Consider the following 14,326-nt stretch of genomic DNA (forward strand, 5'->3'; position numbering starts at 1 on the left):
ACGTAATTAACACATATGTACTTATTTTTCCATTAATTATGATACATCTTATCATCATAGACTAAAGGAAACAACGAGCTTTTTTTGTCATGTTTTGACTAAAAAAAGCAGGTGATTTCTCATCACCTACTTTTCCCCCTACTCATTCAATAAATAATGCTTTCCTTTTACTAAATAAAATACATTCTCAGCAATATTTGTAACATGGTCTGCTACACGCTCAATATATCTTGCAACAAAGGATAGTTGTGTAATTTGTGTAATCGCTTCTGGTTGTCCAGGGACAGAGGAAATAAATTCACGAATCGCCTTCCCATAAATTTCATCAACTGAATCATCCATTTCAGCAATTTGTTTAGCAAAAGTTAAATTTTCTTGCTCATATGCTTCTAATGCTAAATTTAACATCTTATGAGCAATCTCAAACATTTCCTCAAGATTACGCAAGCTAACGACCACTTCTTTTTCACCAAGACGAATTGTTGATTTCGCAATATTAACCGCATGGTCTGCAATACGTTCTAAATCTGTCGCTGTTTTAATTGAAATAAAAATCCTTCTTAAATCACTTGCTACAGGCTGCTGCTTTGTAATAAGCATAAGCGCAAGGTCATTTATTTCCTCTTCTAAATTATCCATGCGATAATCCCCATCAATGACTTCTAACGCTTTCTCTATATCCCTGTTGTGAAGACCTTCCATAGCAATCAATAAAGCTTCCCTTGCTAACTCACCAAGCTCGATCACCTTTTGCTGTAACGTTTTTAAATCATATTGAAACTGTTCTCTTACCATCGTTTCTTCCCCCTCAATATTATGTGCCATTTTATATAAATCCCCTACCCAGCCTCTTGTATGTTTATTAAGCCTTGAGAAAAGAGAAATATTACTCCCCTATTAGAATGAGGTGAAAGTGAGAAATACCCTCTGTTAAGAGAGCATTTACTCTTAGCCTTACAGCAATATCAACCAAATCGTCCTGTAATGTAGTCTTCTGTACGCTTATCTGTAGGTGTTGTAAATAACTTGTTCGTATCTGTATATTCCACAACTTCTCCACTTAAGAAGAAAGCGGTTTTATCTGAAATACGTGCTGCTTGTTGCATATTGTGCGTCACGATAACAATACTAAAATCTTTCTTTAATTCCTGAATTAGCTCTTCTACTTTTGATGTTGAAATTGGATCTAGCGCCGACGTTGGCTCATCCATTAAAATTACGTCTGGCTCAATCGCTAAGCAGCGTGCAATACATAGGCGCTGTTGCTGTCCACCAGATAAACCGTATGCATTATCGTGCAAACGATCTTTTAACTCATCCCAAATAGCTGCTCCGCGTAAGCTGTTCTCAACGATTTCATCAAGTGTTTTTTTGTCACGAACACCATGGATTTTCGGGCCATATGCTACATTTTCATAAATAGATTTTGGGAATGGATTTGGCTTTTGGAACACCATTCCCACATGCGTACGCAATTCTTCAACCGGATATGACTTTTCGAATATGTTTCGTTCTCTATATTCGATAACGCCTGTAGTTCGAACGATAGGCACTAACTCTACCATACGATTTAGTGTTTTTAAGTACGTTGATTTACCACAACCACTTGGACCGATAATCGCTGTTACTTCATTCTCATGAATACTTAAGTTGATATCTTTTAAAGCGTGGTCTTCTCCGTACCATAAATTTAAATTTTTCGTATCAAATACCACTTTTTTTGGTGCTGTCTCAATCTTTTTCTCGTTTTTCACCTGTACATTTACTACTGTTGCTACCATTTGAATTCCCCTTTCATCCACTTCCAACTTATTTTCGATTTCGTAACCATAAGACAAATATATTTATAAAGAGCAACAATCCTAACAAAACAATCATCCCGGCTGCTGCTACATACTGAAATTCTTCTTGTGGTCTACTCATCCAATTAAAAATTTGAATTGGTAAAACCGTAAATCTATCAAACATACTGAACGGAACATAATTTGCAAAGGCAAGGGCCCCAATGACTAATAATGGTGCTGCCTCACCAATTGCTCTCGATACCGCTAACGTACATCCCGTTACAATTCCTGGTAAAGCTACTGGCAATACAATTTGATACATCGTTTGCCACTTCGTAGCACCTAATCCGTAAGAAGCCTCTAGTAATGAGCTCGGCACAGTTCGAATCGCTTCTTGACTAGCTACAACAACAGTTGGTAAGACGAGTAAACTCATCGTCAGTGCCGCTGCAATTATGCTCTCTCCTAAATGGAGAGCGTATACGAAAATAGTTAACCCGAGTAAACCAAACACAACGGAAGGTACCCCTGCTAATGTTTGATTATTTAATTCAATTAACTTTTTAAAAACGGACTCCTTCGCATAATGCTCTAAATAAAGAGCTGTTCCGACTCCAAATATAAAAGAGACCGGTATAACAATGCTCATAAATAGTATTGTTCCTGACAAAGCAGCGACAATCCCAGCTTCTCTCGGATTACGCGAGGCGAAGTTTGTAAAGAAATCTATTGAAAGATAACTTATACCTTTTTCAAAAATTTGAAAAAGCAATATAAAAAGTATTACTACTGAAAACAAAATTGCTATATAAAACAAACACTTGTAAATCCGATCCTTTAAAAAACGTGATGCCATATTTTCTTGTATTTTTTTATGGTTTAACATTCGCATATTATGTCACCCTCCTAAAACGGCGCATAATATATTGCGAAATGATATTCATAATAAAAGTAAACATAAATAACGTTGCACCTACAGCATACATGCTGTAATAAGTAATCGTTCCGTGCGGAGCATCTCCTAAACTCACTTGTACAATATAGGCTGTTAATGTTTGAATAGAATGAGTCGGATCTATCGATACATTAGGTGTGGATCCAGCTGCAATAACAACAATCATCGTTTCACCAATTGCTCGAGAAGCTGCTAATATAATCGCTGCCATTATGCCCGTAAAAGCCGATGGAAACACCACTTGTTTTACCATCTCAAAACGAGTCGCTCCTAGCGCTAATGAGGCTTCTTTAATTCCTTTTTCTACAGCTCTCATCGCATCTTCAGATAGAGACGCAATCGTCGGGATCATCATGAACCCTATAACAATACCCGGACTAATAGCATTAAAAAACTGCAAATCTGGTATAACGCGTTGTAAAAGTGGTGTGACAACTGTTAACGCGAAAAAACCATATACAATTGTCGGGATGCCTGCTAGTAGCTCTAACAACGGTTTTAATATTTTCCGAGCGCCATTCGAAGCGTATTCGCTTAAAAACACGGCACAACCTAAACCAATAGGAATTGCTACGAACATGGCAATTGCTGTTACAAGGATTGTTCCACATATAAGTGGTAATATACCGAATTTCGGATCTTCAAAAAAAGGTAACCATTCTTTCTCTGTCAAAAAAGAATACAATGATATCTTTTGAAAAAACATGATTGTTTCATTTGCCAACGTAATAATAATTCCAAGTGTCGTTACAATGGACACGCTAGCAATGACTTTTAGTATTAACGGAACAATTCGATTGATTCGCTGCGTTTTTTTTCTTCTATTTGTATTTCTCTCAATCAAATGTTGTACAGAAAATGTAATTTGACTTTTGTCATTATGAGCCAAAGATGAAAACCCCTTTCCACCCTGACATTACCTTTTTATTTCTGTTAACATTCGCAGCTGTTCATTATATTTTTCTTTTGGTAATTTTACATATCCGACCTCTTCAGCAAGGCTTCCAACATGCTTAATCATAAACTCAACATAATTTGCTACATTAATTTTATTTCTGATAGATGCATGATTCACATACGTAAATAGCGGCCTAGATAATGGCTTATACGTACCCGATTGAATGGTCTCTTTCGTTGGAAATACACCATCCACCTGTATTGCTTTTACCTTATCTCGATTGGCCATATAATAAGCATATCCTACAAAAGCAATGGCATTTTTATCATTCATTACCCCTTGCATAATAACTTGATCGTCTTCAGACAAAGAAACCGTTTTTACAAGGCGATTATTTTGTAAGACAACATTTTGGAAATAATCATAAGTACCAGAGTCTACGCCTGGCGCATAAAATTTAACTTGTTCACGTGGCCATGATGAATGAATTTGTGACCACCGTTTCAATCTTCCATTTTCACTCCATAATAGACGTAACTCGTCTATCGTCATATTGTTTACCCACGTATTTTGACGATTCACAACAATCGTTAGACCATCATAAGCAACCTCAAATGGTGTAAATTGAATGGAGTTTTTCTGCATTGCATTTTCTTCTACCGGTTTCATCAATCTCGAAGCATTGTTTATATCTACTTCTCCTTTACTGAAACGATTAAATCCTCCTCCTGTCCCAGAAATACTAATAGAAATTTTCACGTTTGGATGGGCCTTTGTATATTCCTCTGCTACTGCCTCTATAATAGGAAAAACCGTTGAGGATCCATCAACTCTCACTTCTCCCATTTCATTTGTAGCGAATGCAGTAGACATATTAAAACAAAGGAAACATGTCGATAATGTCAAAACTTTAATCGATGCGCTCATCCATTTCACGTGTTCTTCCTCCTAGAAGTAACCGGAAATAACAGGATTACAGATATAAGAATACTGCTAAACTATTAATTCGGTTTTAATTGTTTGTAAAAGTTTTGTAAAGTTCCACAAAAACAACTGTATACACAAACTTTATTTTCACTTTTGTACTTTAGATGCAGGAAATTTTCTAATCATCCATAAAACTGCTATCACCTATCACACAAGACAAACTTAGAGCGTATGCACTCATCTTGTTATGTTCATCGTTTTTGAAACTACATGTTTTTTTCAACATTTTACGCTTGTCCACATTTACTAAACCATATGCATAAAGCATAAAAAAAAGCACACTATCTTTTCAGATAGTGTGCTTTTTTTATAACTTTTTTATTCATCATCTTGTGCATTACTTTTTTTCTCTTTTTCATCTTTTGGAGCTTCACCAGTTAATGCTTGTTTTTTCAAATCAAAGTAAGCGTCCATTATTTCACGACCAATATATCCATTAATCCCTGTTTTATCATCATGTACCCATGGCACAACAACAGAAAATGCTACTTCTGGATCTTCAAGTGGCGCATAACCTACTAATGTTAAGTTATATGTTTCTTTACGCTCACCTTTTTCATTTCTACCAATCTCTTTATCTCCGCCATATACAGTTTGAGCTGTACCTGTTTTCCCAGCGGCTTTATATGGTGCACCTGCAAAGTATTTTGTAGCTGTACCACCTGTATCGTTAAACACTTGTCTAAATCCTTCTTGAACACGTTTAATTTGTGATTCAGGCATATCAACACGATTTAATACTTTCGGTTCCATGGATTGAACAACTTTTCCAACTTCCTCGGGCTTCGCCGATGGCTGACGAATTTCCTTTACAACTTGAGGTTGCATACGATATCCACCATTTGCAATCGTCGAAATATATTGCGCTAATTGAAGCGGTGTATACGTATCATACTGTCCGATTGATAAATCTAATAAGAAACCTGGTTGATTCCCTTTACCTATTTGACCAGCAGTTTCGTTTGGCAAATCAATTCCTGTTTTTACACCAAGTCCAAACTGCCCAAAATAGTAACGCATAGTATCAAATGCTTTTTGCGGGATATCTAACGTACCGCCTCGTACGTATGGAACCCCTGCAATATTCATCGCTGTTTTAAACATATAAACGTTAGAAGACATTTTTAACGCTGTAAGGTCATTAATATACCCCATCGTTTTCCAAGATGACTTCCTAGGTGTCCCTTTTAATATAATTGGTTCATCTAACTGTACAGATCCAGGTTGAATTGCACCAGTTTGATATCCCGTAAGTACTGTCGCACCTTTTACAGTTGAACCCATCGGATAAGAACTCGTCATCGTTCCTAATGCGAAATCTTTTACTTTCGTTTCGCCGCCTTCATTCACTAGTTGTTTCCCCGCCATAGATAAAACTTCACCATTTTTCGGGTTCATCATTACAACGAATGCACGGTCTAAAAGAGGTTCGCTCCCTTTAAATCTCATTAAGTTTTTCTCAAGAATCTCTTCTACACGCTTTTGTAATGCCATATCGATTGTTAAATTCAGATCGTTACCTCGTTGTCCTTGTGACACATTAATAGTTTCTAAAATATTACCATCTTTATCTGTAACATTTCTAACTTCAGATTTTGTACCGTGTAAACTATCTTCATATTGTTGCTCAAGGTAACTTTTTCCTACGCGATCATTACGATTATAATCACGAACAAGATAGTAATCTAATCTTTCTCTCGGTAGCCCTTCATCAGAAGAAGTTACACTACCAAGTACACTTCGGAACATATCGTCATACTTATATTTTCGCTCCCAGTCAACATTTGTATCTACACCTGGTAATTTCGCTAAATTTTCACTAATAATCGCGTATTCTTCCGGTGTTGCATTTTTTTTAACGATTTGCGGCGTCATTGCATATCCGCTTTCCATCTTACTTTTGATCGCCAATATTTCTAAATCTTTTGCTGACAGTTGATTAATCTCTTCTTCTGTTACACGATTTCGTTGACGTTCATCCAGTTCTTTATCGTCAATTTTATTTGTTTTAAGCTCTTCACGATCTTTTTTTGTGATTTTTGTTTCTGCTTCTTCTTTATGTAAAGCAAGCCAATAATCTTTTTTATCGCGATCTGTTAACTTATCTGTTGGGACTTCAATTAAATCTGCTAACTTTTTCGCCGTTTCTAAGCGATCTGCTGCAGTTGATCCCTTCATTTTTGTAAATGTAATTGTACGAATAGGCTCATTATCTACGACCGCTTCTCCATTACGATCAAATATTTTCCCGCGTGGTACAGGATTACTTATCGTTGAATTTTCTTTTTTCTCAACTTCATTTTTATATTCCTCGCCACGAACAATTTGTACGTATCCAAGCCTTACAATAACTGCGGAGAACATTAAAAACACGCAAAAAAACAACACGTTTAACCGAAAGGGAACGTGGGTTTTTGTCTTTGTTTGGTTCTTTTTCTGCTTCTTACTCATACAAACCCCCTCTACCAACAGCTATGTAATGTGAAAGGGACACCTTCATACAGGTGCCCTCACTGCTGTCTTACATCTTTTTCTATTCTAGCATAAAACAAACGATAAGTTAACCTTCTGGTTCAGTTTGATTCTGCGTGGTTCCTTGCGCTACAACGCTGGTTTTGTTCACATTTCCCTCATCATATTTGACATTTTTAACTGCAAAATAAATAAGAAAATGTCCAGCTCCTAAAATACATAGTAAGAACGGTAAACTTTTTTCAGGAGGAAAGAATGTTACAGCACATAAAAAACTTAAAATGGAACAAATTCTTCCGGCATTTAACCATAATTCCCTGACAACTACATATTCTACACGCCATTCTCTCGCCTGTTTTGCTCTACCAATTACATCGTATGTCATGGATCCGTACGGAACGAGTAAAATGGGATATGCAACCGCAATACATGCTGCATAAATAAGTAATTTCGTATATGTAACATTGAAAATAACTAAAAATACGACCGCATATAAAATAATGCCACCAAGTAAAATTGCTTTTTTTCGCCATTCTTTCTTTAACAGACGAGTAACTAAATAATAGCATACAAATGATACTGCAGAATTCACTAAACTATACTTCCCTAGTGCTAACTCGCTACCAGATGCTAAATAGACGTATACCGAAATAACGAAAATAAACGTTCCCTCTCTCAAGCCTTGGAAGAAATGAGCACGCGTAATTCTTCCCCAGTTTTCATCAACTTGCCGCTCTTTCAATACTTGCACAATTTCATAGCGTCCTTCACATTCCCTCTTCGATAAAAAAAAGCTTAGAACGACTGCAACCGCAAATAGCATTAACGAGAGGAAGAAAACGACAGTATAACCGCTCCATTTTTCCATACGTGAAATTGTATATCCTGCAGCTATCGGTCCAATCATTCCAGAGAAAGATGTAAGAAGTCCGAGAAAACCGTTAAAAAAATCTCTTGTTTCTGGTTCTGTGATCTCAAATGTCAACAAGTTAAAAGCGAGCCAATAGAAACCATAACCAACTCCTAAAAGGGCTCCCATTAGTAAAATATAGTGAGATGCACTTTTTCCCGCTACTAAAACGACGATAAAAAAAACAGCTAACGTGCCTACACCGATTCGCAATAAAATCGAGCGATCAATACGTTTCGCTAATTTCCCGCCCACAAGAAATGTTAGAGGCTGCAATACAACGCTGGCCAAATTATACAAGCCCAGATTTACATAATTTTGTGTTTGCTTCCATAAATAAATGTTTACAAACGTATTCGATAAAGAAATTGCGAGCGTGTATAAACCTCCTATAACGAGCAATAATACTAAATCCCGATTCACTTCAACATCACCAATTACATGTTTCCACTTCATACACAACTCTCCTTTACTTCATGTTCTAGTCTTCCAAAGACAAGCTCAATTATGTAAAAGGAGAGCATAGAAAAAAGCTAGGAGAAAACTCCTAGCTTTTTTCTAGCTGTATTAACTTCAATTATTTTGCTTCTTGGTAAAGTTTTTCAGCAACGTTCCAATCTACAACGTTCCAGAATGCACCGATGTAGTCAGGACGACGATTTTGGTAATTTAAGTAGTAAGCATGCTCCCAAACATCTAAACCGATAACTGGAGTTTTACCTTCAGTTAGAGGAGAATCTTGGTTTGGAGTGCTTGTTACTTCTAACTCACCATTGTTTACTACTAACCAAGCCCAACCAGAACCGAAGCGAGTTGCGCCAGCTTTTGCGAATTCTGCTTTGAATGCATCGAAGCTACCGAATTTCGCTTCAATCGCAGTTGCAAGTTCGCCTACTGGTTGTCCCCCGCCGTTTGGAGATAGGATTGTCCAGAAGAATGTATGGTTAGCATGTCCGCCACCATTGTTACGTACTGCTGTACGGATTGCTTCAGGTACTTCGTTTAAGTTTGCAACTAATTCTTCAACGCTTTTGTCTGCTAATTCTGCATGACCTTCTAAAGCAGCGTTTAAGTTTGTAATATACGTGTTGTGATGTTTTGTATGATGGATGTTCATTGTTTCTTTATCAAAGTGAGGTTCTAAAGCATCATACGCATAAGGTAAATTTGGTAATTCGTGTTTTGCCATTGTTATATTCCTCCCGGTTTATGTATTGTCACTACATATGTGACCTACAACTTCATTCTACCCTAATTGCCATAGGGTGCAAACAAATAAATCGCTTTGTCTTGCTATCATTAAAGTAGCAAAATTCCCACTTCTTTTCAATTAAAATGCTCATATATTCCGAAAAAAAGCTTCCTTCTACAAGGAAGCTTCCTGCTGACATAATAAACATATGAAATGGATATGGACCCTGTAGGACTCGAACCTACGACCGGACGGTTATGAGCCGTCTGCTCTAACCAACTGAGCTAAGGGTCCACGATTATGTATGTACCATTAAAAACAACTACATTCCCATCGGATATATCGTTTGAAAAATGTAAGATAAATTTACCATATACAAAAGAAAAGTGTCAATTGTATTTTTCTCTACTAAAAGAAGTAAATTAATAAAAAGAAATTTAGTCCTTTCTACTATATGTAAATATAATATATCTTGAGCTTCTCTAGATTCGTACGTTACAATGATTTTACACATACATAAAGGAAGTGAATCTATGTCCATTTTTACACAGCTAGCAAAAAGCGTATATTCGCCTAAAGATATGGCGCTTTTCCGTTTTCAAAAAATCGGTAAAACCATTTTGTATATTATGCTTCTTTGCCTAATCACTACTATTCCAAGAACTTTCTTGTACGGTAGCGTCATCCAAGATGGTGTTAACATGGTAAATAAAGTAATCGAAAAAGATTTACCTGATTTTAAAATTGAAAATGGCGAGCTAACAGCTGATATTGATCAACCTATCGAAAAAGAAGATGGAAATGCCCTTTTCGTATTTGATCCAAATTCAACAGACTTAGAAAAATATCAAAATAAAACAGGTTTATTTGTTTTAAAAGATAAAGTAGTCTCCATGGGGAATGGTCAAACACAAACATACTCCTACAATGACTTATTAGGCGCATCTCTTGAGAAAAAGGATTTACAAGATTTCATTTCGTTATTTGACAGTATTTATCCAATCTTATTATTCGTTATTGGGTTCTTACTGTACTTGTTCCAATTATTTATTACCTTTGTAGGAGTTACATTGCTTGCCTTCATCGGTTCTGCGATGAGCGGTCAACGCAAATTATCTTATAAACAAGTTTGGACATTAACTGCTTACAGCTACACAATTCCAACAATCTTCTTTATGATTATGGATTTATTCAAAATAAACGTACCTGGTGCAACATTCATTTACATTGCAGTTGTTTTAATCGTTCTATACTTAACAATTAAAGAAGTTCCAAAACCGAAAGAAAAACAAGAACTATAAAAAAATGCCTAAATAGGCATTTTTTTTTTGGACAAGCATATATTCCTAGCAAAGGAGTGAAGGATATGAAGAGATTAGGTGTACTCTTATTCGTGCTTGTCCTCGGTTATATATTTTATTACGACATAAAAATCGGTACTTTACCGATGTTAAGTTCATACAAAAAAACCTCTGCTGCCCAAACGATAAAACAAGAAAATACAGATACAAAACAAAATAAAGAGAAAGAAACAGAAAAAGAAACGGATACAACTTATAAAGCAATCGAAGTAAAAACTGGCGATACAGTTCTTTCTATTACAGAAGCGATTAATAAGAAAAAAATTCCTTCTATTGAAAAAGTAATTGATGATTTTAAGCAATTAAATAAAAATACATCTGCTACAAAAATCCAAGTTGGAAAGTCTTATAAATTCCCGTTATATCAATAAGCAATCACTTAATCCTTGTCAATTACATAAAGGCGCTGATACAATAGTAAAAGTGAAACCGAGTACTTTGGTTTCCATAGCCCTTTCTCACACATACTATCATTGATGTAAGGGACTAAAATAAGAAACTTCTTTTATAAGGAGAGCGATCAATTCGTGAATGAAATGACTCAGCGTACAAAAACACGTCCAGTTAAAGTCGGTAATTTAACAATTGGCGGTAACAATGAATTAATTATACAAAGTATGACGACAACAAAAACACATGATGTTGAGGCTACAGTTGCTGAAATTAAACGTTTAGAAGAAGCTGGCTGTCAAGTTGTTCGTGTTGCTGTTCCAGACGAACGCGCAGCAAATGCTATTGCTGATATTAAAAAACAAATCAACATTCCACTTGTTGCTGATATTCATTTTGATTATCGCCTTGCTTTAAAAGCAATCGAAGGCGGCATTGATAAAGTACGTATCAATCCAGGTAACATTGGACGTCGCCATAAAGTAGAAGCTGTTGTAAATGCAGCGAAAGAGCGTGGCATTCCAATCCGTATCGGTGTAAATGCCGGTTCATTAGAACGTCATATTTTAGAAAAGTATGGATATCCAACTGCTGATGGTATGGTCGAGAGCGCACTGCACCATATTAAAATTTTAGAGGACTTAGATTTCCACGATATTATCGTATCAATGAAAGCCTCTGATGTTAACTTAGCAATTGAAGCATACGAAAAAGCTGCTCGCGCTTTTGATTATCCATTACATTTAGGTATTACAGAATCAGGAACATTGTTTGCTGGAACTGTAAAAAGCGCCGCTGGTCTTGGAGCAATTTTAAGTAAAGGTATCGGAAATACACTTCGTATTTCTTTAAGTGCTGATCCAGTTGAAGAAGTAAAGGTTGCACGTGAACTATTAAAGTCATTCGGTCTTGCATCTAATGCCGCAACACTTATTTCTTGTCCAACTTGTGGTCGTATTGAAATCGACCTAATTAGCATTGCTAATGAAGTCGAAGAATACATCTCTACACTTAAAGTTCCAATTAAGGTTGCAGTACTCGGCTGCGCCGTAAACGGTCCTGGTGAAGCTCGTGAAGCTGACATCGGTATTGCCGGTGCACGCGGAGAAGGTTTATTATTCCGTAAAGGGCAAGTCGTTCGTAAAGTACCAGAAGAAACAATGGTAGAAGAACTGAAAAAAGAAATTGATGTAATCGCTGCTGAAATGGCTGCCGAACGAGAAAAAGAAAAACAGGAACAAGAACAATAAAAAAAGGTTGCCCACAATTTTTGTGAGCAACCTTTTTTCACATTTAAATTAAAAACTCGTCAGTTATATAACCGACGAGTTCTCTTATTTTGCACATTTTGGACAACGACCATATATTTCGAACTTATGTCCCGTTACCTCATAACCTTTAAAATCTTTATTCATAAAATCCATTGGGCAAGAAGTGATTTCTTTCGTACCACCACAATCTAAACAAATGAAATGATGATGATGTTCCATAATAGAGCACATAAAACGAAAATGTTTTTCACCATTTAGTTCCGTTTGCTCTAAAACACCAATTTCAGCAAAAACCGTTAAGTTACGATAAATCGTATCGAAACTAAGTCCTGGATAATCATCCTTCATATGTTCTAAAACATCTTTTGCGGTTAAATAACGATTATGCGCCGCAAATAATCTTAGCATCTCTTCCCTTTTCCCCGTATGTTTATATCCTTTTTCCTTCATTAGGCGTAAAGCTTCTGTTAGATTCATACCTATCCCTACTTTATGCAGTTTTTTTCTTCTTCCATAAAATCGCACCGATTAAAATAAGAACCGCTATCATAACAATTGTACCACCTGGTGCTAGATCAAGTTGATACGAAGCAAACATTCCACCAATTACTGCAATTTCACCAAATAAAATGGAAAAGAAAATTGTTTGTTTAAATCCTTTTGCAATACGAATACTTGCTGCAACTGGTAACGTCATTAAAGATGATACGAGAAGAACACCTACAACACGCATTGATACCGCAATTACAAGAGCAACTAATATAATGAAAATAAAGTGAATCCACTTTGCACTCAAACCGGTTGATACAGCGTATTCCTCATCAAATGATAGTAAAAACAACTCTTTGTATAATAAAACAATCGTTATAATAACTACAATTGCTACTATACCAATAATAATTAAATCTGCACTTGTCACAGCACTTACACTACCAAATAAATAACTAAATAAATCCGTATTAAATCCATTAGCAAGTGAAATGAAGATAACTCCAATCCCCATCCCTGCTGAAAGTATAATCGGAATTGCTAACTCTTGATAATGTTTATATACAGTACGTAATTTTTCAATTAGCAATGCTCCACCGATTGAAAAAAACATTCCCATATATAAAGGGTTTAAAAACCCTCCAGTAAAGATTGTCTTTTCAAGTAATAAACTAGCTGCAATTCCTGATAACGTCACATGACTTAATGCATCCGCAATAAGCGACATGCGGCGAATTACAACGAACACGCCGATAAGTGGTCCGACAAGCCCAATTAAAACACCAGCGTATAAAGAATTACGTAAAAAATCATATTGTAAAAAATCCTGTATCATTATATCCTCCCGTGATGCCCATGTTCATGTTCTAAGCGATGAACATGATGCCCATATAAAATCGACATTTCTGCATCTTCTAACTCTCGGAATTTCTCTACATTCCCATGGAAATGTAGATGCTGATTTAAACATGCAACATGTGTCACCTTCTCTGTTACAGCACCCATATCGTGCGTAACAAGAATTAACGTGATCCCTAGCCTTTTGTTTAAATCCTCTAGTATCTCATAGAAGCTTTCCACATTTTTCACATCGATTCCAACAGTAGGTTCGTCCAAAATAAGCAATTCCGGATTACTTACAAGTGCACGAGCAATAAATACACGCTGTTGTTGTCCACCAGAAAGTTCTCCAATGCTGCGACCTTGAAACTCACTCATACCTACATCAGCAATCGCTTTTTCTACTTTCGCATTATCGTCTTTCGTAAAAAAGCGAAAAAGCCCCTTTTTCGAAACGAGCCCCATTGAAACAACTTCAAAAACAGTTGCTGGGAAACCTGAGTTAAAACTACTTGCCTTTTGGGATACATAACCAACTTTATTCCACTCTTTAAATTTCTTACTATCAATACCAAACAATCTAATACTTCCTTGCTTCGGTTTTAAAACACCCAATAAACATTTAAGTAAAGTCGATTTCCCTGAACCATTTGGTCCAACTAAACCTAAAAAAGCTCCCTTCGGAACTTGCAAATTAATATCTTCTAACACGTTTCGATCTTCATATCGAAACGTTAATCCTTCTATTTCCAATATATTATTCATATCATCTCACCT

Annotated in this window: 14 protein-coding genes and 1 tRNA gene; 3 read left to right on the forward strand and 12 right to left on the reverse strand. The window is 36.2% G+C overall.

The genetic code is table 11. From position 1 onward, the window contains the following. Positions 1-138: 138 nt before the first annotated feature. The 9 genes from phoU to AB3X48_RS03725 all read right to left on the reverse strand — a co-directional run bounded on the left by phoU (position 139) and on the right by AB3X48_RS03725 (position 9,492). Positions 139-795, reverse strand: a complete 657-nt coding sequence (phoU, locus tag AB3X48_RS03685) for a phosphate signaling complex protein PhoU (protein ID WP_033711012.1) — start codon at positions 793-795, stop codon at positions 139-141. A 170-nt stretch (positions 796-965) separates the two neighbouring features. Then, entirely contained in the window at positions 966-1,781 is an 816-nt protein-coding gene (gene pstB / locus AB3X48_RS03690; protein ID WP_002160466.1) for a phosphate ABC transporter ATP-binding protein, read from the reverse strand. A gap of 28 nt (positions 1,782-1,809) precedes the next feature. Then, positions 1,810-2,676 carry a phosphate ABC transporter permease PstA gene (gene pstA, locus AB3X48_RS03695; RefSeq protein WP_002145719.1) on the reverse strand — a complete coding sequence of 289 codons (867 nt, stop codon included), beginning with the start codon at positions 2,674-2,676 and terminating at the stop codon, positions 1,810-1,812. A gap of 1 nt (position 2,677) precedes the next feature. Continuing rightward, positions 2,678-3,628, reverse strand: a complete 951-nt coding sequence (pstC, locus tag AB3X48_RS03700; protein WP_002199339.1) for a phosphate ABC transporter permease subunit PstC — start codon at positions 3,626-3,628, stop codon at positions 2,678-2,680. Positions 3,629-3,655: 27 nt separating this feature from the next. Then, on the reverse strand, positions 3,656-4,573 hold the full coding sequence (locus AB3X48_RS03705; RefSeq protein WP_204209130.1) for a PstS family phosphate ABC transporter substrate-binding protein: 918 nt from the start codon (positions 4,571-4,573) through the stop codon (positions 3,656-3,658). Positions 4,574-4,942: 369 nt separating this feature from the next. Next, positions 4,943-7,075, reverse strand: a complete 2,133-nt coding sequence (locus tag AB3X48_RS03710) for a peptidoglycan D,D-transpeptidase FtsI family protein (protein ID WP_016106170.1) — start codon at positions 7,073-7,075, stop codon at positions 4,943-4,945. Positions 7,076-7,184: 109 nt separating this feature from the next. Next, positions 7,185-8,462 carry an MFS transporter gene (locus AB3X48_RS03715; protein WP_016106171.1) on the reverse strand — a complete coding sequence of 426 codons (1,278 nt, stop codon included), beginning with the start codon at positions 8,460-8,462 and terminating at the stop codon, positions 7,185-7,187. Between the two features lie 121 nt (positions 8,463-8,583). Then, on the reverse strand, positions 8,584-9,195 hold the full coding sequence (gene sodA / locus AB3X48_RS03720; RefSeq protein WP_001052029.1) for a superoxide dismutase [Mn]: 612 nt from the start codon (positions 9,193-9,195) through the stop codon (positions 8,584-8,586). A gap of 223 nt (positions 9,196-9,418) precedes the next feature. Continuing rightward, positions 9,419-9,492 (reverse strand) — tRNA-Ile (locus AB3X48_RS03725). 239 nt (positions 9,493-9,731) lie between these two features. On the opposite strand from AB3X48_RS03725, the gene yqgB reads away from it, so the two are divergent. From yqgB to ispG, 3 genes are all read left to right on the forward strand, one after another. After that, positions 9,732-10,499: a protein YqgB gene (gene yqgB / locus AB3X48_RS03730; protein WP_002034056.1), complete on the forward strand. Its 768-nt coding sequence runs from the start codon at positions 9,732-9,734 to the stop codon at positions 10,497-10,499. Between the two features lie 65 nt (positions 10,500-10,564). Beyond that, complete coding sequence (gene yqfZ, locus AB3X48_RS03735; protein WP_016106172.1) at positions 10,565-10,930, forward strand: protein YqfZ; 366 nt, start codon at positions 10,565-10,567, stop codon at positions 10,928-10,930. A gap of 165 nt (positions 10,931-11,095) precedes the next feature. After that, on the forward strand, positions 11,096-12,199 hold the full coding sequence (gene ispG / locus AB3X48_RS03740; RefSeq protein ID WP_165762451.1) for a flavodoxin-dependent (E)-4-hydroxy-3-methylbut-2-enyl-diphosphate synthase: 1,104 nt from the start codon (positions 11,096-11,098) through the stop codon (positions 12,197-12,199). An 84-nt stretch (positions 12,200-12,283) separates the two neighbouring features. Here the strand turns inward: ispG and AB3X48_RS03745 are convergent, their stop codons facing one another. The 3 genes from AB3X48_RS03745 to AB3X48_RS03755 are packed head-to-tail and all read right to left on the reverse strand — an operon-like array spanning position 12,284 to position 14,314. Next, a complete protein-coding gene (locus AB3X48_RS03745; RefSeq protein ID WP_002067192.1) occupies positions 12,284-12,697 on the reverse strand; it encodes a Fur family transcriptional regulator in 414 nt (137 codons plus the stop codon). A 13-nt stretch (positions 12,698-12,710) separates the two neighbouring features. After that, on the reverse strand, positions 12,711-13,544 hold the full coding sequence (locus tag AB3X48_RS03750) for a metal ABC transporter permease (protein ID WP_002160460.1): 834 nt from the start codon (positions 13,542-13,544) through the stop codon (positions 12,711-12,713). After that, complete coding sequence (locus tag AB3X48_RS03755; protein ID WP_367958831.1) at positions 13,544-14,314, reverse strand: metal ABC transporter ATP-binding protein; 771 nt, start codon at positions 14,312-14,314, stop codon at positions 13,544-13,546. Before AB3X48_RS03755 ends, AB3X48_RS03750 begins: the two co-directional genes overlap by 1 nt. Positions 14,315-14,326 lie beyond the last annotated feature (12 nt).

The sequence above is a fragment of the Bacillus sp. S4 genome (assembly GCF_040838205.1).
Taxonomy (GTDB): domain Bacteria; phylum Bacillota; class Bacilli; order Bacillales; family Bacillaceae_G; genus Bacillus_A; species Bacillus_A cereus_U.

Bases quoted from the DNA above. Each gene is read 5' to 3' on its own strand.
- phoU (WP_033711012.1), bottom strand. From the start codon at position 795: ATGGTAAGAGAACAGTTTCAATATGATTTAAAAACGTTACAGCAAAAG.
- pstB (WP_002160466.1), bottom strand. From the start codon at position 1,781: ATGGTAGCAACAGTAGTAAATGTACAGGTGAAAAACGAGAAAAAGATT.
- pstA (WP_002145719.1), bottom strand. From the start codon at position 2,676: ATGCGAATGTTAAACCATAAAAAAATACAAGAAAATATGGCATCACGT.
- AB3X48_RS03710 (WP_016106170.1), bottom strand. From the start codon at position 7,075: ATGAGTAAGAAGCAGAAAAAGAACCAAACAAAGACAAAAACCCACGTT.
- AB3X48_RS03715 (WP_016106171.1), bottom strand. From the start codon at position 8,462: ATGAAGTGGAAACATGTAATTGGTGATGTTGAAGTGAATCGGGATTTA.
- sodA (WP_001052029.1), bottom strand. From the start codon at position 9,195: ATGGCAAAACACGAATTACCAAATTTACCTTATGCGTATGATGCTTTA.
- yqgB (WP_002034056.1), top strand. From the start codon at position 9,732: ATGTCCATTTTTACACAGCTAGCAAAAAGCGTATATTCGCCTAAAGAT.
- yqfZ (WP_016106172.1), top strand. From the start codon at position 10,565: ATGAAGAGATTAGGTGTACTCTTATTCGTGCTTGTCCTCGGTTATATA.
- ispG (WP_165762451.1), top strand. From the start codon at position 11,096: ATGACTCAGCGTACAAAAACACGTCCAGTTAAAGTCGGTAATTTAACA.
- AB3X48_RS03745 (WP_002067192.1), bottom strand. From the start codon at position 12,697: ATGAATCTAACAGAAGCTTTACGCCTAATGAAGGAAAAAGGATATAAA.
- AB3X48_RS03750 (WP_002160460.1), bottom strand. From the start codon at position 13,544: ATGATACAGGATTTTTTACAATATGATTTTTTACGTAATTCTTTATAC.
- AB3X48_RS03755 (WP_367958831.1), bottom strand. From the start codon at position 14,314: ATGAATAATATATTGGAAATAGAAGGATTAACGTTTCGATATGAAGAT.